The organism is Dorea longicatena, assembly GCF_025150085.1.
Lineage (GTDB): Bacteria > Bacillota > Clostridia > Lachnospirales > Lachnospiraceae > Dorea_A > Dorea_A longicatena.
Window position 1 is genome coordinate 1,654,608 of the sequence record NZ_CP102280.1, and the last position, 22,575, is coordinate 1,677,182.

At 42.0% G+C, this 22,575-nt stretch carries 23 protein-coding genes; 3 read left to right on the plus strand and 20 right to left on the minus strand.

Features of this window, described 5'->3' with window-relative positions:
- Positions 1–36: 36 nt before the first annotated feature.
- From NQ508_RS07825 to NQ508_RS07875, 11 genes are all read right to left on the minus strand, one after another.
- Positions 37–576: a hypothetical protein gene (locus NQ508_RS07825; protein ID WP_022414956.1), complete on the minus strand. Its 540-nt coding sequence runs from the start codon at positions 574–576 to the stop codon at positions 37–39.
- Between the two features lie 64 nt (positions 577–640).
- Positions 641–1,183: an NUDIX hydrolase gene (locus tag NQ508_RS07830; RefSeq protein WP_006427608.1), complete on the minus strand. Its 543-nt coding sequence runs from the start codon at positions 1,181–1,183 to the stop codon at positions 641–643.
- A gap of 199 nt (positions 1,184–1,382) precedes the next feature.
- Positions 1,383–2,936 carry a ribonuclease Y gene (gene rny, locus NQ508_RS07835; protein WP_044920031.1) on the minus strand — a complete coding sequence of 518 codons (1,554 nt, stop codon included), beginning with the start codon at positions 2,934–2,936 and terminating at the stop codon, positions 1,383–1,385.
- Positions 2,937–3,019: 83 nt separating this feature from the next.
- On the minus strand, positions 3,020–3,625 hold the full coding sequence (locus NQ508_RS07840; protein ID WP_044920053.1) for a regulatory protein RecX: 606 nt from the start codon (positions 3,623–3,625) through the stop codon (positions 3,020–3,022).
- A 6-nt stretch (positions 3,626–3,631) separates the two neighbouring features.
- The gene (recA, locus tag NQ508_RS07845) at positions 3,632–4,693 is read right to left on the minus strand and encodes a recombinase RecA (RefSeq protein ID WP_006427613.1); all 1,062 of its coding nucleotides are present in this window, start codon (positions 4,691–4,693) and stop codon (positions 3,632–3,634) included.
- Positions 4,694–4,904: 211 nt separating this feature from the next.
- Positions 4,905–6,299 (minus strand): hypothetical protein, encoded by a 1,395-nt coding sequence (locus NQ508_RS07850; RefSeq protein WP_173818598.1) that lies wholly within the window; start codon positions 6,297–6,299, stop codon positions 4,905–4,907.
- 9 nt (positions 6,300–6,308) lie between these two features.
- Positions 6,309–7,640 (minus strand): hypothetical protein, encoded by a 1,332-nt coding sequence (locus NQ508_RS07855; RefSeq protein ID WP_006427618.1) that lies wholly within the window; start codon positions 7,638–7,640, stop codon positions 6,309–6,311.
- A 125-nt stretch (positions 7,641–7,765) separates the two neighbouring features.
- Entirely contained in the window at positions 7,766–9,124 is a 1,359-nt protein-coding gene (locus NQ508_RS07860) for a D-alanyl-D-alanine carboxypeptidase family protein (RefSeq protein ID WP_006427620.1), read from the minus strand.
- 118 nt (positions 9,125–9,242) lie between these two features.
- Positions 9,243–9,821, minus strand: coding sequence for an SMC-Scp complex subunit ScpB (gene scpB, locus NQ508_RS07865; RefSeq protein ID WP_006427622.1), 579 nt, complete (start codon positions 9,819–9,821; stop codon positions 9,243–9,245).
- Positions 9,822–9,831: 10 nt separating this feature from the next.
- Positions 9,832–10,584, minus strand: a complete 753-nt coding sequence (locus NQ508_RS07870) for a segregation and condensation protein A (protein WP_006427623.1) — start codon at positions 10,582–10,584, stop codon at positions 9,832–9,834.
- 61 nt (positions 10,585–10,645) lie between these two features.
- The gene (locus NQ508_RS07875) at positions 10,646–11,518 is read right to left on the minus strand and encodes a metallophosphoesterase (RefSeq protein WP_022415550.1); all 873 of its coding nucleotides are present in this window, start codon (positions 11,516–11,518) and stop codon (positions 10,646–10,648) included.
- A 117-nt stretch (positions 11,519–11,635) separates the two neighbouring features.
- On the opposite strand from NQ508_RS07875, the gene NQ508_RS07880 reads away from it, so the two are divergent.
- On the plus strand, positions 11,636–13,423 hold the full coding sequence (locus tag NQ508_RS07880; protein WP_006427625.1) for an aminopeptidase P family N-terminal domain-containing protein: 1,788 nt from the start codon (positions 11,636–11,638) through the stop codon (positions 13,421–13,423).
- A gap of 220 nt (positions 13,424–13,643) precedes the next feature.
- On the opposite strand, the gene NQ508_RS07885 is transcribed toward NQ508_RS07880, so the two are convergent.
- Complete coding sequence (locus tag NQ508_RS07885; RefSeq protein WP_006427626.1) at positions 13,644–14,825, minus strand: D-alanyl-D-alanine carboxypeptidase family protein; 1,182 nt, start codon at positions 14,823–14,825, stop codon at positions 13,644–13,646.
- A 173-nt stretch (positions 14,826–14,998) separates the two neighbouring features.
- On the opposite strand from NQ508_RS07885, the gene NQ508_RS07890 reads away from it, so the two are divergent.
- Together NQ508_RS07890 and NQ508_RS07895 are read left to right on the plus strand one after the other, a co-directional pair.
- Positions 14,999–15,277: a type II toxin-antitoxin system HicB family antitoxin gene (locus tag NQ508_RS07890; protein ID WP_006427627.1), complete on the plus strand. Its 279-nt coding sequence runs from the start codon at positions 14,999–15,001 to the stop codon at positions 15,275–15,277.
- 139 nt (positions 15,278–15,416) lie between these two features.
- On the plus strand, positions 15,417–15,623 hold the full coding sequence (locus tag NQ508_RS07895; RefSeq protein WP_006427628.1) for an alpha/beta-type small acid-soluble spore protein: 207 nt from the start codon (positions 15,417–15,419) through the stop codon (positions 15,621–15,623).
- A 181-nt stretch (positions 15,624–15,804) separates the two neighbouring features.
- Here the strand turns inward: NQ508_RS07895 and recG are convergent, their stop codons facing one another.
- The 8 genes from recG to NQ508_RS07935 form a co-directional block, all read right to left on the minus strand.
- Positions 15,805–17,838: an ATP-dependent DNA helicase RecG gene (recG, locus tag NQ508_RS07900; RefSeq protein ID WP_006427629.1), complete on the minus strand. Its 2,034-nt coding sequence runs from the start codon at positions 17,836–17,838 to the stop codon at positions 15,805–15,807.
- Between the two features lie 190 nt (positions 17,839–18,028).
- The gene (locus NQ508_RS07905) at positions 18,029–19,711 is read right to left on the minus strand and encodes a DAK2 domain-containing protein (protein ID WP_044920036.1); all 1,683 of its coding nucleotides are present in this window, start codon (positions 19,709–19,711) and stop codon (positions 18,029–18,031) included.
- Positions 19,712–19,739: 28 nt separating this feature from the next.
- Positions 19,740–20,099: an Asp23/Gls24 family envelope stress response protein gene (locus NQ508_RS07910; RefSeq protein ID WP_022415555.1), complete on the minus strand. Its 360-nt coding sequence runs from the start codon at positions 20,097–20,099 to the stop codon at positions 19,740–19,742.
- 145 nt (positions 20,100–20,244) lie between these two features.
- The gene (gene rpmB, locus NQ508_RS07915; protein WP_022415556.1) at positions 20,245–20,433 is read right to left on the minus strand and encodes a 50S ribosomal protein L28; all 189 of its coding nucleotides are present in this window, start codon (positions 20,431–20,433) and stop codon (positions 20,245–20,247) included.
- Between the two features lie 120 nt (positions 20,434–20,553).
- Entirely contained in the window at positions 20,554–20,691 is a 138-nt protein-coding gene (locus NQ508_RS07920; protein WP_167528850.1) for a hypothetical protein, read from the minus strand.
- 54 nt (positions 20,692–20,745) lie between these two features.
- The gene (locus NQ508_RS07925; protein WP_006427633.1) at positions 20,746–21,135 is read right to left on the minus strand and encodes a GerW family sporulation protein; all 390 of its coding nucleotides are present in this window, start codon (positions 21,133–21,135) and stop codon (positions 20,746–20,748) included.
- A gap of 80 nt (positions 21,136–21,215) precedes the next feature.
- Positions 21,216–22,247, minus strand: a complete 1,032-nt coding sequence (locus tag NQ508_RS07930) for a DUF2953 domain-containing protein (RefSeq protein ID WP_006427634.1) — start codon at positions 22,245–22,247, stop codon at positions 21,216–21,218.
- A gap of 1 nt (position 22,248) precedes the next feature.
- Positions 22,249–22,572: a hypothetical protein gene (locus NQ508_RS07935; protein WP_022415559.1), complete on the minus strand. Its 324-nt coding sequence runs from the start codon at positions 22,570–22,572 to the stop codon at positions 22,249–22,251.
- Positions 22,573–22,575: the final 3 nt, after the last annotated feature.

Sequence of the window (22,575 nt, forward strand, 5' to 3'; positions counted from 1 at the left end):
CGTAAGGAGCTGCCAGTGGCAGGTCCTGTAGATCACCTACAATGTTTTCAGAAACATTCTGATAATGACAGGATTCACATAACATTCTGTTATCATTCCCAACAGCACCAGCATTATCAGTTTTATAGTTTTTCCGGAATTCCACCTGACCACAGGATATTCCAGCATATATTCAAACAATAGTATCCCGGACAAAATATAGAATACGCCCTGTGGCATAACAGCAATCACGCAAAGGACAATCCCTTTAATTCCAAGTCTGGCAATGGCCGTACAGATCACCATTCCAACGCAAAAACCCAACCATATTACTGTTAATATCACCGCACTTTTTCTATACCTTGTTCCAGCTGCCGCCGTAAGAATCAGTAGAAATACCCCTCTGTTTTTTATCAGGTACCAGAAATACTCCTCATATACGATCTCTAACCGATTATATTGTTCCAGAAAAAACTGATTAAAAATTCCAATGTCGAGTATATACTCCTTCATCCAGAGATTCGCACTGCATATTCCCAGTACAAATCCTGTCATTCCAGCCAGAAGCACATATTTTTGTTTTGTCTGTATCTTCACATATCATTCTCCTTTTCTCAGATTCAGATATCTTATTATATGTGCTCTTTGGGTGGATATGATTTTATCCGTGCAGATACTTTGATTCATATGCAAGGATTGCTGCCATAGTTTTTGAATCCTGTATCTTTCCTTCAAAAATCATCTGTTTCAACTCATCTAATTCATAAGCTTTTACATCCACAAATTCATCTTCATCAAGGCTTTGCTCTCCCGGTATCAGATTTCTTGCGACAAAAACTTCGATTCTTTCATCGCAAAATGCAACCGTTGTCCGAATTGTAAGTATCCATTCCAGATTTTCAGAACTGTATCCCGTTTCTTCTTTTAGCTCTCTCGCTGCGCATACAATCCCCTCTTCATTCGGATCATCCAGTTTTCCAGCCGGAATTTCCAATGTGTCTCGTTCCAACGCATTTCGGTACTGTTTTACCATCAAGATCTTTCCATCCTCCATAACCGGGATAACTGCAGCAGCGCCGTCATGATGAATAAAATCCCATTCTTCTGTATTTCCATTTGAAAATTTCATATGATCCTTGTATACTTTTAAAACCGTTCCCTGATACGCCAGATCTCTTCCTGTACGTATTACATCTTCACTCATTCTTACTTCCTCCTGCTATTCTTTCAAAAGTATCTTTTTTAACTTCAGCCACTCTACAGGATCTGCCACCTGTAGAACTTGCCCGTGGCAGCATCTTTCGGATGTTTTGGTAACCGGCTGTTTCTCATACATACTTTTGTACACAAAATAAGAACCGGTTGACCAAAAATCAACCGGTTCCTGTCATTTCATTTATCTTCTACTTGGCATAGTCTGTAACTCGTGATTCACGAATTACATTAACTTTAATCTGTCCTGGATATTCTAATTCAAATTCAATCTGTTTCGCAATATCTCTGGCCAGTAATACCATATCTGCATCAGATACTTGTTCTGGAACTACCATAACACGAATCTCTCTACCTGCTTGAATTGCAAAAGATTTATCAACACCCTTGAACTGGTTGGTGATATCTTCTAATTGTTTTAACCTGTTTGTGTATGTCTCTAATGTTTCTCGTCTTGCGCCCGGCCTTGCTGCCGAAATCGTGTCTGCAGCCTGTACCACACACGCAATCAGAGTTTCCGGTTCTACATCTCCATGATGTGCCTCTACAGCATTGATAACTGTAGGAGATTCTTTGTATTTTCTACAAAGATCCACACCAATCTGAATATGTGATCCTTCTACATCATGATCGATCGATTTACCGATATCATGAAGAAGTCCTGCACGTTTTGCAAGTCTGACATCTAATCCGATCTCTCCCGCAAGAAGTCCGGATAACTGTGCCACTTCAACCGAATGCTTCAGTGCATTCTGTCCATAGCTTGTTCTGAACTTCATACGTCCGAGAAGTTTAATCAGTTCCGGATGAATTCCATGCACACCAACTTCCAGTGCCGCTGCTTCACCCTCTTCACGAATCATCGTGTCAACTTCTTTCTGCGCCTTTTCTACCATCTCCTCAATTCTTGCCGGATGGATACGTCCGTCAACAATCAGCTTCTCCAGCGCGATTCTTGCCACTTCTCGTCTTATCGGATCAAATCCGGAAAGGACAACCGCTTCCGGTGTATCATCAATAATGAGTTCCACACCCGTCAGTGTCTCTAAAGTACGGATATTACGTCCTTCACGTCCGATAATTCTTCCTTTCATTTCATCACTTGGAAGCTGTACAACCGAAATTGTAGTTTCCGCAACATGATCTGCCGCACATCTCTGGATTGCAGTTACGACGTACTCTTTCGCCTTCTTATCTGCCTCTTCCTTTGCCTGCGCTTCTAATTCCTTGATCATCTTTGCAGTGTCATGTTTTACATCTTCTTCAACAGTTTTTAACAAATATTCTTTTGCCTGTTCGGAGGTAAGTCCTGAGATTCTTTCTAGTTCCTGTACACGCTGCTGACTCAGCTCTTCTACTTTCGCTTCACGCTGTCTCAGCTCTTCTTCCTTCGCTGTAAATCCTGCTTCTCGTCTTTCAATGGCCTCTGATTTTTTATCAAGAGCTTCCTCTTTGGAAAGTACACGCTTCTCGTAACGCTGCAATTCCGATCTGCGTTCCTTTGTCTCTTTTTCAAGTTCGTTCTTATTCTTGATAGACTCTTCCTTGATTTCTAAAAGAGACTCCTTCTTCTTGGCCTCCGCTGTCTTTACTGCATCATCAATGATTTCTCTTGCCCTTGCCTCTGCATTACCAATCTTGGATTCTGCATTGTTCTTCAGGTTTGAGACTGTCAAAAAATGACTGATCACAGCGGCCACAACGATAAGTACGACTGCTACAGCAATCACTATTCCTATCGGCACAGGAGCACCTCCTTATTTAATTTTCATTGTACGATTATTACAACAGTTCAATTTTATACTTTTTACACAAATATGTCAAGCTTTCACTCGCAAACTTGTAACACATTGCGGACATCCTGATAACTGAATCCTTTACGCATCAGATAGCCCATCATTTTCTGCTTTTCCTTCGCATCCGCTGTTTCCGGGTTATAATTTCGTTTCCGCATCAGCGCTTCGATCGCCTGTCTGGAATCTTCCTCCCCGTAGTCCGCTTCTTCAAATACCTGTTCTACAATTTCTGATGAAACGCCTTTTTGCACAAGTGCCGCATAGAGTTCTTTTTTGCTTTTCCGTTCCTTCCTGCTGTCAATAAAACTTCTCGCATATTCCACATCATTAATATAACCAAATGACTTCACATACCGGATTGCCGCCTCAACTGCATCTTCCGCATAACCGCCCTGTTTCAATTTAGTCCGAAGCTTCGATTCCGTTCTTCCCATATCAGAAAGCAGATGCATTGCCCGGAGCTTCGCCCTTTTGGTAATAATCTGCTGAAGACTGTCATAGATATCGTCTTCGATCACAGATTCTTCCGCTATATGATAACGGGACAGTTCGCCCTTATACAATGTAAAAGCAAACTGTCCGTCTAAATATACTTTATATCTCGTCTTTGACAGCGGTTCGATCTTCGTAACCGTCATCATAGATTATTCTTCCTCTTTTGTAATTCCTTCTGCAGTTGCAGATTCTTCGTTCTCTTCCACGTCACCTTCCGCTCCAATGTGATAGTGTGCACGGATCTTCTGCTCCAGTTCTTCCATGATCTCCGGATGTTCAGAAAGATATGTCTTCGCATTCTCTCTTCCCTGTCCAATCTTGTCTCCATTGTATGCGAACCAGGCACCACTCTTGCTGACCAGATCACACTTCACTGCAAGATCAAGGATATCTCCTTCTTTGGAAATTCCTTTACCGAACATAATATCGAATTCCGCCTCTTTAAACGGAGGTGCAATCTTATTCTTCACAATCTTTACACGTGTTCTGTTACCAACCATCTCACCGCTCTGTTTCAGAGTCTCAATTCTTCTGACATCCATACGTACAGATGAGTAGAACTTCAGCGCGCGTCCACCGGTTGTTGTCTCCGGATTACCGAACATCACACCTACTTTCTCACGCAGCTGGTTGATAAAGATGACCACACAGTTGGACTTGCTGATTACCGGTGTCAGCTTACGGAGTGCCTGGGACATCAGCCTTGCCTGAAGTCCGACATGGCTGTCTCCCATATCTCCTTCAATCTCCTGCTTTGGTACCAGCGCAGCAACCGAATCCACTACGATGATATCCATCGCTCCGGATCTTACCATTGTCTCTGTAATCTCCAGAGCCTGATCTCCACTGTCCGGCTGTGAAATATACAGCTCATCAATATCTACTCCAATATTCTTCGCATACACAGGATCCAGCGCGTGCTCCGCATCAATAAATCCTGCAATACCGCCTCTCTTCTGCACTTCTGCGATCATATGTAATGCGACTGTTGTCTTACCACTTGACTCTGGTCCGTAGATCTCAACAATACGTCCCTTCGGTACTCCGCCAAGCCCCAGTGCAAGATCCAGACTTAATGAACCGGTAGGAATGGTCTCTACTGCTACCTGTGCTGACGGATCTCCCAGACGCATAACTGTTCCTTTACCGAAATCTTTCTCTAATTTTGCGATCGCCGCATCCAATGCGCGCTTTTTATCTTCATTTGCCATGTTAATTCTCCTTTTTCGTTCATCGAACGAGTGTTCGTCCTTTGGTTAATATAGTATTATACTTCATCCCGAATGTCAATATTTAATTTTCCCCTCATCATTTTTCTCTTGTATATTCTGGAATACTCTACAGAAATGTAAAAGAATACAACCATCTGTGATTCAGATATACTTAACATATCACAGATGACTTCCGGGCGTCAAGATAATCTCATCCCTGATCCGCATCTCCCCAGTCTCTTTCGATGAATTGCGACAGCATTCTTGGCGATTCCATACAAAGTCTGTCCTGCGCTTCCACATATACAGCTACCGCCAAATTTCCATCCCATCCAATATCCTCCTTTTCCCTGTCCATACGGTAAATGATTTTCTTCCCTTCTGCACATTCAAATTCTATCTGATCCAGATAGCGGATTCTGAACATACCATATTCGCACATTTCCCCCGGAACAACCGATTTTTTCCATTCGCGGCATTTTCGTCCGGCATTCCATCTGCTGATTACATAGATCAATATAAATAATAAAATATCTGCTCCTACAGTCAAAAGTGCTGTTTCACCCTCTAAAATCAAACATATTATCACAAGAACTCCTGTATTTGCAAAAAATACCGGCCCGATTCCTTTCATATGTTTCCTGACTTCCTTGCGATATTTCTTTCTGCAATATTTTTTCGAAGCAATATATCCCATTTTGGTCAATTTCAGAACATTCTCCTTATTTACTGTTTTTCCTTCTTCCCGTTCTCTCCATTCCGTCTCGAACCTTTCCTTTTCGTCTCTGTTTTCCTGTTCCGCTCTTAAGCTTTTTCTCTCCTTTTTCAGTCTTTCTTCCTGTTTGATCTTTTCAACCGGAACCCCACTCAGACTTATAACCATTTCTCCAAACATGTACAAATAAAATCCTATACACAGCATATCAGACCATGGCCTTCCGGACACGTGCTGTCTCCACACGAATATGACCATTGATGCATATAATCCCAGCCCTAATATAGCCAGATAATAATAGTATGTAACGATTTTTCGATCTTCTAGTTTTTGTTTTCCTTTCATGATAATCCAACAAAGCTCCAGTGCATATGCAAGAAACAAGCTCAAAAGTATTACACGTTCTCCCGGTCTTTCTTTGATTCCATTTTTATACCACTGCGTGGTTCTGCCATCTACTTTTGCGAATACTTCTCCCAGAAACATATCGGCGTCAAAAGAATGAATCTCAACTTTCATTCCTTCCCGGACATTTTTCAAACCTTTTACCCTGTAAAATATTTTTTTCGTCCCGGTTTCTGTATCTTCCACTGTAACATGCCATACCCCGTCATCTGCATCTACACGCCACACCGGATCTGCCTTCACACATTCCACAATCATTCCTTCCGTACTCTGATATACAGGATTCATGATTCCCGGCATCAGTATCAAAACAATTCCTATCAAGAACCGGACGCCTTTAAAAATAGTCGTCCCCATACTTTCATCGGATTCTACTTCTCCATATCTGACATCTAATTCCCAAAATTTATTCAGTTTTATAAATGATACCGAAAAAAGCATTACCACAACAATTGTCAGATAATACATACATCTGTTATCAAACATACTTTCCTTTTATCCTTCCCATATTTTATCCATATATGGTAACCGTTCAAGTCTCATCTCCATTGCCGTCGGCATAAAAATAACCATAACTGTTTCTCCGTCTTTTACCTTCGCTTCCTCGTCTAGATTCATTCTCCATATTTCATCATGTCCGTCACTGCATCTGAATTTCATATTCTCAAACACGTCTTCTTTTATGCAACAATATTCACACGGGACCCGAGATTCCATCTCCATTTTATAGGATTCCCACTTCTTTCCAAATATTTTTGTTCCCCATATTATCATAACCAGTGCAAAAATAATTCCCGCTACCACAATTCCCCAGATACTTGCATCACTCCCCGAACCTAAGGTAACAAGCCAGGCCAAAAAAGCACTATCTAATCCCACAACTACACATGCCCACTTATCAAACCTGACCTCTTTCATTCCATTTTTATATCTGTACCGGCAATATCTTTCCGAGCTGCTGATACTCATCTGCTGCATCTGATGTACCTGATAAGAAATTTCCTTGTACTTTGGACTTTCCTCTTCTGTATCAGAATCCTCTCCTTCTATATGCCATATATATCTGACTTCCTCCCACAGCTTCCAGTTAGATCCAACATTTGCCTGCCATGCCAGCCTCATTTCCGCAATCACATAAAGGATCAGCATAATGACCTCACTCCAGCTCAATACCCTGCCATATTGCGGATATTTTATAGCCGCCAGTGGAACAAGAATCGTTAATTCAGCTAAGACCGCTGCAAACCAGAACCAGCGTCTTCCTTGTTTCCTTTTTCCATGTTTCACATACTCCCTTCCGGATATGATCAGCATTTCTATTGATTGAAGCATTAACAATAACAATACTGTCTGCGTCTTCACATTTTTATGTTCCATTATTTTCTTATAATATTCTGGAGTTTTACCATCAATTCTGGAAACAAGTGTTCCGTAAAATGAAGACCGGTACGCATCTATTCTTACATGCATTCCCTTTTTCAATCCGATTCCTGACACAACCTTTTCTATGGGCCGCTCCCTGCCGTACAAGGTCACTTCATATATATCAAAATCATCATACTGCGTAACTGTATCAATCAGAACAACATCTTTTATCACGCCCTCCTGTATTTCCATCGTACGGTTACAGGTATCCAGTAACTCATGCATTCTCCATCCATAAATACTTAATGCAGCTAACAAACACACGCAAATCCAGAATACATTTACATATATTTCTATCGTCTCTTCTACTTTAAACCATATATTTCTATACCACCAGCCCGACAGTACAATCCCCATGCCTGCAATTATCATTATATATAATGTTATGCTTCCTCTTCCCATGCTCTCTCCTGTATATCTCTTATCCCAAATATGATTTCAATGTATCATTCCCCGATAACAATGTCAAAATATTTTTCAGGTCTGTTAAGCCAGATGCCGTCACTCCCTTGCCAGGGTACCGCAATTCAAAGCATCACACTTTTTATAATCCAGAATATACACCATGAAAAATCACGTTTTGCTACTGTCTTTTCGTTTTTCAATTCATATTCTGCCACCTTATATCCATCTAAATAATATGTCAACATTCCAATCTTTTCACCTTTTTTCAGCGGTGCATTCCAGTATTTTGCAAGTTCCAGCTTTGCCCGCAATTCTTCCCCGTCTCTCATAAGAATTTTAGAGTTTTCTTCCGCCGGTCTCTCAATTTTCACAGGAACATTCAAGCAATACTGATACGGCTTTTTATCATCCACGCCACCGGCAACTTTTATTTCCGGTATCTGCATTTTTTTATCTATATCCCGATATTGATAATGCTCCAGCCCATACTCCATTAACTTCCTGGTATCTTTCCATTTATATCCTTTATTATTCGGCCATCCGCATGCCAGAAGTGCCACGATAAATGTACGGTCATCCCATCTTAAACTTCCCACGTAACAGTATCCCGCATCTGCCGTAAATCCCGTCTTGCCGCTCAGTGCCCCGTCCATCATATCCAGAAATGCATTATGATTATGACACGAAAATGTACGCTTCCTGTCAGCATCCTGAAACTGATATTCCTTCGTCCGGGTCACTTCAAGAAATGTCTCCTTTTCCCCGGATGTCATAATACAGTACCGCATGATCTTCGCCAGGTCTTCCGCCGTTGTAGAATGTACGCCGCCTTCATCTTCCGCATCCAGTCCGTTCGGCGTAATGAAGTGGGTGTTCTTGCAGCCGATTTCTGCAGCTTTTGCATTCATTTCTTTTGCAAATTCTTCTACACTTCCGGCAATGCCCTCTGCCACAGCCACAGCGCTGTCATTATGCGATTCCAGCATCAGAGAATACAACAGGTCTTTGATGTAGAACACTTCCCCTTTCTGCATCCCAAGATGTACCTTCGGCTGGGACGCAGCCTGATCCGATACTTCTATCGTCTGATCCGGATGTTCCCGCAAGGATTCCAACGCAAGGATACACGTCATGATCTTCGTTGTACTTGCCATCGGACGGACCACATCTGTATCCTTCCCGAACAATACCCGGCCGCTGTCCGCATCCATCAGCACCGCCGATCTGGCATAAAGTTCTGCCGGTTCATCCCCGAACACCCGCTTCGCATTCTGTGCAGCATCATCGTTCTCCGTTCCATTCGTCTGCTTCTGTGCCTCTTTTTTCCCCGATTCGGTCAGAATCTTTCCGGCAGTCTCCGTATTCTCTGTCCACCTTTTATTCCTTGATTCCAGACTCTGTATACGGCATGCCATGCCCATGCCAGCGATCAATACCGCCAGCAATACCACCGATACGATTTTATGCGGCCGTCTTTTCATATTTCTCCACTCCGGGTATATTCCGTTAAGAAAATATATGCCCGGGAAAACAAAAAAATCACTCCACCGGCTGTCTGCCGCGTGAAATGATTTTCCATGTTATTTCCTGCCACATCTTCTATATATCTAATTTTAACTGTACTTCTTCTTCTGCTTCTTCTTTAAACGTCTCTACCTGTTCCGGATTCGGACTTGGAAGGTCATCCAATGAATGAATACTGAACCTTCGCAGAAATTCTTCCGTTGTTCCAAAAAGAATTGGTTTTCCCGGAGCATCCATTCGTCCTCTTTCTGATACAAGATTATATTCTACCAGTTTATTTACCGCATGATCTGACTTCACACCACGTATCTTTTCAATCTCAAGCTTTGTAACTGGCTGCTTATAGGCAATGATCGATAGTGTCTCAAGTAAAACATCCGTAAGGACATGCTTCTTCGGCTGCGATGCCACACGGATCAAATATTCATACATCTCCGTCTTCGTACACATCTGATACGCACCGTCCAATTCTATGATGCGGACGCCTCTGTCTTCCGCCACATATTTATCCATCATTTTATGTATTACTTTACGCGTAGTTTCTTCATCCTGTTCCAGCGCTCTTGCGATCTTTCCGATCTCTACAGAATCCCCCATTGTAAAAAGAATCGCCTCGATGATCCCTTCCATCTGTTTTATTTTTAACTTTGCCATGTTATCTTCCTTATACTTCTTCAACTTTTGATGTAATCATAATCTCATCAAATGGCTGATCCTGCTCTATAAAGATCACGCCTTCCTTCATCAACTGTAAGATTGCAAGAAACGTAACAACCACCTGTACCTTGGAGCTTTGCTTTTTTAATAACGCCCGGAATCCAAATTTCCTGTGCGACCTGGCATATTCCGTCACATAATCAAGCTTGTCCGGAAGTGTTACTTCTTCTTTCTCAATTTTTCCAAATTTACTTCGTACCGGATCAACCTTACTTTCCTGTCTTTTCATTACTTCTTTGAAAATACGGTTAAGCTGCACCAGTGTCAGATCTCCCAGAAGTTCATCCAAGTTCACCGGCGGTACATATCCTTTTACCTCATCCGGAATCGTCGCCGACTTATACATAACCCGGTCACCGTCCAGTTCACGGTCTTTTAGTTCATATGACATGAATTTATACATCTTGTATTCCAGCAATTGTTCTACCAGTTCCTGTCTCGGATCCTCTTCTTCTCCTTCTTCATTCACTTCTTTTGGAAGGAGCATTCTGCATTTGATATCCAGAAGTGTCGCTGCCATCACAAGAAATTCACTCATAATATTCAGATCTTCTTTCTGCATGGCTTTAATATATTCCATATATTGATTCGTGATCTCGACGATCGGAATATCGTAAATGTCTATTTTATTTTTTTCGATCAAATGTAACAGCAGGTCTAACGGACCTTCAAATACCTGTAATTTTACCGGAATCCCCATACATATCCTCCATTATCATAACTTAATTATTATACAGGACATTTGGAAATTACTCAAGTCTTTATCTTTCATTTCCGGATAATTCCAGAACAATCAGCTCCGGCCAGTTCCACAGTCTTAACGGCACCGAATGCGTCCCAAGTCCGCGGCTTACAACTGCTGTCTGTTCTCCTTCCTGGTAAATTCCCCCGGAATACTTTGGAAACAGTGTAAAATTCGTCGAAATGACTCCACCGATCCCCGGGAGTTGTACCACACAGCCGTGATAATGCCCGCCCAGGATCAGATCTGCCCCATATGCCAGATATTCTTTCATATATCCCGGATGATGCGCAAGCAGGATCTGATAATCATCCCCGTGTTCTCCGATACGGTCTGTGATTTCTTTTAACGAAAGTTCTTTCTTTCCAAATCTTGCATACGCTCCAAGCGGGATCTCCAGGCCAGAAAGTTTCACAGGCACTTCGTCCAATTTTACTGTCTCTGATGCATTCTCTAACATGTGGATTCCAGATGCCGTCAGTGCTTTTTTGTACTCTTCATAAGATTGTTCATACTTATCCGGCAGTTCTTTTAATTTCTGTTCATGATTACCATTTGCACAATAAACCGGGCAGATTCCCGGCAGTTTTGCAAGAAAATGAACCGTCTTATCATAAGAATTTCCATCCTTTCTGACCAGCATATCACCGCCGATCAGAATCAGATCCGGATGCTGATTCCGAATACTTTCCAGCAGGCGTTCATTCTCTTCTCCATACATCCGGTTGTGTAGATCGCTTAAGAATATAATCTTTTTTTCCCTTTTGATTCCATTTAATTTCTGTGAGCAGATCCGATACTTCGTCACGCGGAAATCCCGCAGTTCTCTTATCATTTCTATCAGGCAGTACACTATAAAAACTGCCACAATTATCAGAATTATTTTTATCAATTTCTACTTCTCCTTTACATCCGGGTTTATTATATAATTCTTTCTGTTCATTTTCAATTAATTGTGCTAAAATTCATTCTTGTAGGTTATTCAATTCATTATAAGGAGGTTTTTGTTATGAATATACCAGAACGAATCTCCGCTCTTCGCGCATTAATGGAAGAACGAGGATATGACGTCTACATGGTTCCTACCGATGATTTTCATCAGAGTGAATATGTCGGCGATCATTTTAAAGTAAGAGAATATATCACAGGATTTACAGGTTCTGCCGGAACTGCTGTCTTCACAAAGGATGAAGCAGGCCTCTGGACTGACGGAAGATATTTTCTTCAGGCTGACCAGCAGTTAGCCGGAACAGGCGTAAAGCTCTATAAGATGGGCGAGCCTGGCGTTCCTACAGTAGAAGAATTTATTGCTTCTGCATTACCTGAAGGTGGTACACTCGGATTCGACGGACGTGTCGTTGCCATCGAAGAGGGAGCTGCACTGGAAGAAGCCGTTGCTTCTAAAGATGCCAAGATCAACTATTCCGAAGATCTTGTCGGAGAAGTATGGGCAGACCGTCCTGCGCTTTCTGAAAAGCCGGCTTTCGCACTCGGCGAAGAATACACAGGTGAAAGTACAGAGAGCAAACTTGCACGTGTCCGTGAGGCTATGAAAAAGGCAGGTGCCGATGTACATGTTATCGCTGCACTTGACGATGTATGCTGGATCACGAATTTACGTGGAGATGATGTAGATTTCTTCCCATTATTACTTTCTTATGCAGTCATCACAATGGACGAAATGAAGCTTTACATCGATGAACGCAAATTAAATGACGATATGAAAGCTGATCTTGCAAAGAACAACATCACCATCCATCCGTATAATGCAATCTATGAGGACATCAAGAACTTAGACACCGCATCTACGGTTCTGGTAGACCCGAACCGTCTGAACTATGCACTGTTCAACAACATTCCTGGCGGCACAAAGGTTGTTCAGCAGGTGAACCCGACGATTGCAATGAAGGCAAAGAAAAATGATGTCGAGATCAGAAACATCATCAACGCCCATAAAAAAGATGCCGTAGCCATGACAAAATGGATGTACTGGCTGAAGACAAATATCGGCAAGATCGAGATCACAGAGCTCAGTGCTGCTGCCAAACTGGAAACATTGCGTAAAGAACAGGAAGGTTACTTATGGCAGAGCTTTGAACCAATCTGCGCTTCCGCTGAGCATGCTGCGATCGTTCACTATGAACCGACTCCGGAGACAGATGTTCCTCTGACACAGAACGGATTATTCCTGACCGATACAGGCGGAGGATACTTAGAAGGTTCTACCGATATCAGCCGTACTTTTGCATTTGGTGAACTCACACAGCAGATGAAAGAAGATTTCACAACTGTATTACAGTGTAACTTCAATCTTGCACATGCCGTATTCCTTGAGGGAACAACCGGATACAACCTGGATGTCCTGGCAAGAATGCCTGCATGGAGACGCGGCATCAACTTTAACCACGGTACCGGACATGATGTCGGATATCTGATGAACATCCACGAAGCTTCCTGCGGATTCCGCTGCGCAATCCGTGAAAAAGAGCAGGCTCCTCTGATGGCCGGACTTGTCATCACAGACGAACCTGGTATCTATATCGAAGGCAGCCACGGAGTCCGTACAGAGAACGAACTTCTGGTAAGAAAAGGTCCTAAGAATGAATATGGACAGTTCCTGTACTTTGAACCTATCACTTATGTTCCGATCGATCTGGATGCAATCATTCCAGAGATGCTGACAGATCAGGAACGCGAGCAGTTAAACGAGTATCATAAGAAAGTTTATGAGATTGTTGCTCCGCATCTTAATGATGAAGAACGTGAGTGGTTGAAGGAGTATACTCGGGCTATTTAATCTTGGGAACCGGACTCCCGGACCTCCACAAAACTTAATAAGCCATTCCTGTTCAGATTCCGTCGGCAGGAAAATCTAAAGGGACAAAATTCTGCTAAAAACAGAGTTCCGAAATCTGAAACTCGGCATACGCCTCAAACAGTCAAATTTCGAACCTCTAACGCAGAATTTTGTCCCTTAAGATTTTCCAACAACAACCTATTTCGAGCATATACTGCTTTTAAAGTACATACTCTTCCAGCACATTCTCTAATGCGCTTCTATAATTTTGTTTCTCGATTTCTTCTGTCGTGATGATGTCTATGGATCCGATTCTTTTACCGTTCAGGTAATACATTGTTTCACCCACTTTTTCACCTTTTTTTAATGGTGCTTTTACATTCTTATCTTTTCTGGTTTTATTTTCTATCTTAGTCAAATCTGCACCTGTGGTGTCTACATAGGTGAATGCACCTTGCTGGCGTACCTTTACCTGTTTTTCTCTGCCCCCCCTGACTTCAACCGGTGATATCTTCTTTTGTTTCTTTTCTGTGTATTTCTGACATTTGCCGAAACCATAATTCAATAAAGTAATCGCGTCTCTGACTCTGGCTTTGCTGTCATCTGCTGCCATGATCACGGCGATCAGATCAATATCATCTTTTCTTCCGGTTGCGGATACACAGAATTTGGCTTTACTGGTAGAGCCAGTCTTTAACCCGGTTGCATACTCATACTGACGGATCAGTTTGTTTGTATTCGTAAGTCCGAATTCTGATTCGCCCTTTTGGGTTTTATGTATGATATTCTCCATCCAGATGTTACAGTAATCAAAGATTTGAGGATATGTAGTGATCAGTTCTTTTGACATCAATGCAATATCTCTTGCCGTTGTCAGATGACCGTCTGCATCCAGACCGTTGCAATTTACAAAATGTGTATTCTTCATGCCAAGATCCTTTGCCCGTTTGTTCATCTTTGTAACAAATTCTTCTTCGTTTCCGCAGATGTATTCGGCCATCGTCACACATGCATCATTCGCACTTGCCACAGAGATGCATTTGATCAGTGTATCTACCGTCTGTGTCTCCCCAGGCTCCAGAAATACCTGTGAGCCACCCATAGATGCTGCATATTCAGATGTTGTCACTTCATCCCCAAGCTTGATCTGCCCACTGTCCAGTGCATCGAATATTAACAACAATGTCATAACTTTTGTTACACTTGCAGGCGGTAATTTCTCATCCGGATTTTTTTCATATATGATCTGTCCTGTTGATGCTTCCATCAGGATTGCCGACGGTGCACTGATCTGCTCTTGTTGTCTTTTCTCATTCTCTGTATTATTTTCTTGTGAATTTTCCGGTTGATTCTCTTCCGACGGAACTGCATATGCAGGTTGTAAAAAGAGTACAAAAGACATTAGTATTGCGCTGATACATCGTCTATGCCGCATCTTTTTTGATTCCTCGCTGACATTTTTTCGATTATTATTATCTTATTCGGAGAAATTGTATATTATTCCATAACTCTATTGTTTTCCCTCACCAAAAATCATATAATAGACAGGAACACTTTTTGAAAGGATGACAAATTATGAAATTTATATACCCTGCAGTATTTCACAAAACCGAGGAAGGACATTATAAAGGATATTTCCCGGATCTGGAATGTTGTTATGGAGAAGGTGAGACTCTGGATGAAGCCATTGAAAGTGCCAATGAAGCGGCACGTGACTGGATCACACTGGAACTTTCCGAAGATGAACCGATGATCCCATACGTATCTGATATTGAAGATATCGAAGTAAAAGACGGTGAGATCGTCCGCAATATCTCCATGAACATCCGCTTCTACGAAGGCTGGGACGAATAACCTGTGTATAAAATTTTTGAATCTGAAATTTCTTCCAGATTATGAAAACACTTCTAGTGTATTAATTATATTTCTCCACATACTATGGATGTAACAACAAGGAAAAAGTTACAAAGTTACCAGAAGGAGGAGTATAAAAATGGCAAATCGTTCATCAAACAAAGCAGCCGTACCTGAGGCAAAGGGTGCATTAGACAAATTCAAGTATGAGGTAGCAAGCGAACTTGGAGTTCCGTTATCAGACGGCTACAACGGAGACCTGACATCAAGACAAAACGGATCTGTCGGCGGTTATATGGTTAAGAAAATGATTGAACAGCAGGAAAAACAGATGGCAGGCAAATAGTCTGACACCGCCTGCAAAAGCTAGAAACGCAGACTGGAAAATTGCAAAAAATCAACACATGATTTCTATTATTACAAAGTTGTCATGTGTTGATTATTTTTTGTTATATTCACAGAGTCTGCACATTGCGGCTTCTTTGTTATATCCGCCGGATCCATCTGCAGTGATTTCCCCCGTTATGTTATATCACAACTCCTGCCGCATTCTCATAATTCGGCAGTTTTCTGATCCATTCTTCATCTTCTTCCGTAAGCTGATCTGCGGCCTCATTTGCCATTTGAAGGATCTTCGCATCCTGATAGATATCTCCAAGCTTAAAATTCATAAGTCCGCTCTGGCGGATGCCAAAAAGGTCTCCGGGACCACGTAGTCTTAAATCCTCGCTTGCAATCTTGAATCCATCATTTGAGTGATTTAGAATATCCAGCCGTTCTTTCGTTTCCTTTGATTTTGAGGCACTCATGAAGATACAGTAAGACTGATATTTTCCACGTCCCACACGTCCCCTTAACTGATGAAGCTGCGCCAGACCAAATCGTTCGGCATTTTCGATCATCATGACGGTTGCATTTGACACGTCGATTCCAACTTCGATAACTGTGGTTGACACCAGAATCTGAATCTCATTTCTTCCGAACCGGTCCATAATATCGTCTTTCTGTGCCTGCTTCATCTTTCCATGCAGACAGGCCACCTGGATCTGATCACCCATCTCTTCTTGAAGTGCTACTGTATAATCCGTTACATTTTCAGCTTCCATTGTCTCGCTTTCTTCTACCATCGGACAGATCACATAGCACTGGCGTCCTTCTGCGATCTGTTTTTTCATGAAATTATAGGCTTTATTGCGATATCCGGTATCTACCACACAGTTTTTAATCGGAAGACGGTTCGCCGGAAGTTCGTCAATCACTGATATATCCAGATCACCATATAAAATAATCGCAAGCGTTCTTGGGATCGGCGTCGCACTCATAACCAATACGTGAGGTTCTCCACCCTTTAATGCAAATGTTTCCCGCTGTTTTACTCCAAATCTGTGTTGTTCATCAGTTATGACAAGCCCGAGGTTATCATAGCTTACAGCCCCCTGGATCAATGCATGCGTTCCGATAATAATTTTCGCCAGTCCGCATTCAATCCGGTCATATGCACGCCGTTTTTCTTTCGCTGTCATAGAACCCGTAAGCAGTTCAACCTTGATCGGGATATCATAATCTTCGAACATCTTCGTTATATTCTCATAATGCTGCCTTGCAAGCACCTCTGTCGGTGCCATCATTGCCCCCTGATAACCATTGAATGCCGCATTCATCAGCGCAAGTACCGCAACGATCGTCTTACCGGAACCGACATCCCCCTGTACCAGTCTTGACATTGTCTTGTCCGAACCAAGATCTTTCTCAATCTCTTTCCAGACTTTTTGCTGTGCACCGGTCAGTTCAAAAGGCAGATTTTCCAGAAATTTCTGTACCTCCGGCCGGGACTGCATCGGATAATTATTGTCCAGACGTTCATTTTTCTCCTTTAGTCTTCGGATCGACAAAATGAATTCCAGAAATTCTTCGAATACCAGGCGCTCTCTTGCATGATAAAAGACTTCCTTATCTTCAGGAAAATGTATTCCTCTCACCGCATAATTGTATTCTGCCAGACCATATTTCAAACGCAGTGAATCCGGCAGGATCTCTCTTGTAAGATCCAGACCATCCAGTGCCTGCTTCATGGCCTTCATAACCATGTTGTTGGATAATCCGGCCGTCAGACCATATACAGGCTGTAATGTATGCAGCTTCTCTTCGTATTTTGCAGAAGGATAGAACATCTCCGGATGTTCCATGACCAGATCGCCTGTTTTCTTACGGACGACTCTTCCACGCAGTGTGATCACGCCTCCGCCGGATAACGTATTTCTAAGGAAGGGCATACGGAACCAGATTACTTTTAACGTTCCGGTAAGATCTTTTACATGAAGTGTCGTTACCTGCATCCGGCTGTTTCCGGATACCTGTACACGTCCATAGATCGCACCGGTAACTGTCTGAATCTTATCCTCCTCCAGCTCACTGATGGGTACTGCTTCCTCATATACATCGTATCCATGCGGATAATAGCGGATCAGGTCGCCTACTGTATGAACATTAATCTTTTCAAAAAGCTTCTTCGTCTTCTCTCCGATTCCTTTTAAATCTCCGATGTCTGTCTTTTCTATCATACCCTTCTTACTTCTCCTATCTTATAACTACAATCTCACATTGCAAAATCACTTCCGGTTCATGTATGCAGAGAACCGAACCCATACACCTAAAGCATTGTCACTCCCGGTATATAAATTCGGTTCTATACATATCTGTTCCAATTATAAAACTGAACAGATTTTGTTCATTTATAATTCTGCACCTTGCTTACTCTACAGCAAGAACATAATAATAGATCGGCTGTCCGCCAAACTGAATATCCACATCTACATCCGGATACAGTTCTGTGATCTCTTCTGTAAATTTCTCAGCATCTTCTTCTGATACTTCTTCACCATAATAGATACTGATCAGTTCTGAATCTTCATCTACCAGATTAGCGATCAATTCTTTTGTAGTCTCTTCCAGATCTTTTCCAACTGCAAGAATTCCGCTGTCACCGATACCCATGATATCTCCTTCATGGATTTCTTTATCATCAATGTGTGTATCTCTGACTGCGTATGTTACCTGTCCGGTCTTTACATTCTTGATCTCTTCCAGCATTGCCTCTTCATTTGTCTTGGCATCTGCGTCCGGCATGAAATTAATGATTGCTGTAATTCCCTGTGGAACTGTCTTTGTAGGGATTACAATAATCTCTTTTTCTTCTACCAGTGATTTTGCCTGGTTCGCTGCCAGTACAATATTCTTATTATTCGGGAGAATAAATACAGTGTCAGCATTTACCCGATCGATGGCATTTAACATGTCCTCTGTACTAGGGTTCATGGTCTGTCCACCTTCGATGATATAATCTGCTCCCAGTTCTTTGAATATCTCATTCATACCTGCTCCGATAGAAACTGCGATAAATCCCATCGCCTTTCTCGGCTCTGCAGGCTTCTTTTCTTCGTGTGCTGCTTCTTCATTTGCCTGCTGTTCGGCAAGTTTCTCTGCATCACGGATCAGCTTCTCCTGATGTTCTTCACGCATATTATCAATCTTCATCTTGGAAAGCTGTCCATAAGTAAGTGCTTTCTGGATCGCAAGTCCCGGATCATTCGTGTGTACATGAATCTTGACCACATCATCATCTGCAACACATACGATAGAATCTCCGATAGAACTTAAGAATTTCTTGAATTCACGCTCATCGTCCTCCGTAAATTCTTTCTCTGTCAGAATGATAAATTCTGTACAATAACCGAATTTGATATCTGCGGTATCTTCTGCATTTACTTTATTTACCGTTACACCTGTGCTTGGTTCAATTACACTGTAATCAATCTCTTTACCAAGGAATGCATCATATGCTCCTTTGATCACTTCCAGAAGTCCCTGTCCACCGGAATCTACTACACCTGCTTCTTTTAATACCGGAAGCATCTCCGGTGTCTGGTTCAATACATCCTGTGCATGCTCAATAACAGCCGGGATAAACACTTCCAGATCATCTGTTTCTTCTGCCATCTCTGCTGCCTTTGTCGCAATTCCACTGGCAACAGTAAGAATTGTTCCCTCTTTCGGCTTCATAACGGCCTTGTAAGCTGTATCTCTTGCTCTCTGGCATGCTGCTGCAAGTGCAAGTACATCAATCTCTTTTTCTTCTTTGATTGCTTTTGTAAATCCTCTTAAAAGCTGTGAAAGGATAACCCCGGAGTTACCTCTTGCACCACGCAGAGATCCTGAAGAAATCGCCTTTGCAAGATCTTTCATAGCCGGTTTGTTTAATGCTGTTACTTCTTTTGCCGCTGACATAATCGTCATAGACATATTGGTTCCCGTATCACCATCCGGCACCGGGAATACATTTAATTCGTTAATATAATCTTTTTTCGCTTCAATGTTCTGAGCACCTGCAAGAAACATCTTTGCAAGTACGTCCACATTAATCGTTTTCGTAGCCACTTCTTACGTTCCTCCTTAAATCCACAAACTAATCAATGACTCTGACGCCTTCAATATAGACGTTGATCTTATCTACCTGCATACCGGAGAATTCTTCCACTCTGTATTTTACATCACTGATCAGATTGTCTGTTACAGCGGAAATACTTACGCCGTATGCCACAATAATGTGGAAGTCAATACTGATATGGTTATCATCACTTATATTTACATGGATTCCTCTTGTCAGGCTTTCCTTCTTTAACAGATGAACCAGTCCATCTTTCATATTCACAGCTGCCATTCCTACTATACCAAAGCATTCTACAGCTACTGTTCCTGCATATTTTGCAATTACTTCAGGATCGATCGTAATAATTCCTAAATCTGTACTCATACATCCTTTCATAGCCAAAACCTCCACTTCTTTCATTATCTATCAAAATCAAAACACAATATATTTTATTATACCCTGTTCTATCTTCAATTACAATAGTTCTTGTTGCGCAAAAAAACTCAGATTCCACACAGCGAAATCTGAGTTTCAATACATCTTATGCACGCTCAACTTTTCCTGATTTCAAACAAGAAGTACAAACATACATCTTCTTTGTAGCTCCGTTTTCTGTTTTCACGCGAACAGATTTTACATTTGATTTCCACATCTTTGGTGATTTTCTATGAGAGTGGCTGACATTGTTTCCAAAGTGAGCACCCTTTTCACAAATAGCACATTTTGCCATGACTGCACCTCCTAACGCTCATAATAAGTTCTTTGTCCGAACTCGCAACAATAGTTATTCTAGCAGACTGTTGCAAGAATTGCAAGAGTTATTTAATATTTTTTTGTTTACATTTTATTTTTAGCAGCAAAACAGGCAATATCCCACCGCAATACACAGAATAATACACAGGATCTGGCAGAATAAGCCCGGTAAGACCAGAGCCAAAACCATTCCTGCTGCCACCCAGAACAACGCAAATCCTACGATTCTCTTCACAGACACACACCTGCTTTTTGTACATTATATGTATGCTGCTTCAAAAAATTCCGGTTATTTTTCTGCTTCGTCCAGGATCTTATTCACATCGTCTTCTGTAACATTGTCTTCTTTTCTGGATGTGAAACGATCCATCACATCCGGAACCATATCCAAAAGCTTAGTGATCGTATCCTGATTCTTGATATTCACAAGCTTGGTGTGACCATTTTGAATCACCAGCACTGCACTTGGTGTCATCTTTCCACCGATACCTCCGGCACCTTTTTCTTTCTTATCTGCATTGAACGCGCCCGCACCTACCGCAAATGACACATCCACCAGCGGTAAGATGATCGTATCTCCGATATGGATTGCATCTCCTACTACCGTCTTGGATGACACAACTGCGTCCATCCCATGGAACAGCGCCTCTACGGTTCCCTTAAAATTATTTTCAGCCATCTTTTTTCCTCCTCGTACTATCGACTTGCACTGTCTAATCTATACTTGTTCTGTTTATATTCGTCTGATCTATCATCGGATTATAATTGAAACTCCCGGATATCATGGTAAGTCTTTCGGATTTCCCTGCACCACACCAGATTCCACAGGAAACAAACCAGAGGCACCATGCGGAATCCTCCGCGGACCTTTACATCCCCTTTCAGGATCCTTCTTTCAAAATTCGGTTCTATCGATAAAAATTCTCCGATAAATGGGTAGATTATACTGAAAGCTGCAAGCGCCTGCCCTGTATGGCATGGATCCTCGAATCCAAAACGAACGGTACCTTTTATCACTTTTGGTTTCCAGCGTTTCAGCAGTTTCCCTGTTTCTTTTTTGGCCTTTGAAAAAGCTTTCTGATGTACCGGATCTTCCAGTTCTTTTATGATCTTATCTTTCTTTTCCGACAAACTCTCCAGCTTTTCTTCCGCATGTCCGACTGTATGCTTTATCTTATCACAGAACTTTACAATTGTACATTTGATCTTCTCAAATCTTCCGGTTTTTTCTTCCTTTTTTTCTATCTTATCCGTCTTCTCCGGTTTTTCACTGTTTTTTTCCGGTTGAACTTTTTCAGGTCTCTCATGAGTTTTTTGCAAAATGCTTTCTGGGCTTTTTTCAGTCTTTTTTCCGGACCTTTCTTCCATATCCTTCGAAGCTGCCTGGCCGCTTTCCACAATTGTTTTTTCTTCTGCAGACTCTTTTTCCACTTTCGGTAGTCCGCGACTGCTTTCCACTCTCTGTTCTTTCCGAGTCTCTTCCCGATCTGTATTTTCTTCTCCATGAGTTACCTCCTTTTTAGGTTCACTTCCAAAAGATTTCCATGCAATTCTTACACGCCATTTTAGTTCCTGTTCTTCAAAGGATGCATCTATCCGTATCAGGCGCAAAAGCCACGTCACGCGCCCGCGTACGGTACTTTCTTTTATCTCGCCGGGCATCGACGCCTCCATGCGGTATCTGACCGGAACACACAAAAGAATCACCAGAAGTAAAAGTATCAGTCCGAGAAGCACCGCAATTATGATCCCTATTATTTTTAAAATGATCAAAAGAATATGTAACACCATCTTATTTTCCCTGCTCTTTTTCTAATATATAAGACCGTATATCGCATGTACCTGTCTGGTCATATACTTCCTGTACAATCTGTTCTACCAGTTCCACCGCTTCATCATATCCTTTCGTGATCCCCACCACGAACAGTTCCTGCTCCGGGAATGCAGGCTGCTTAAACTGAATCGTCGGATAGATCTCGAGTTGGTTTCTCTCGCTGACTGCCAGTGTGATCACATGCACACCTGGCTGCAGTTTACCGGCTTCCAGCTTACGGATGATTTTTTCTTTTTTCTTTTCCAGCCCTTCTGTCAGGTACAGATGCTTATAGTATCGCATATT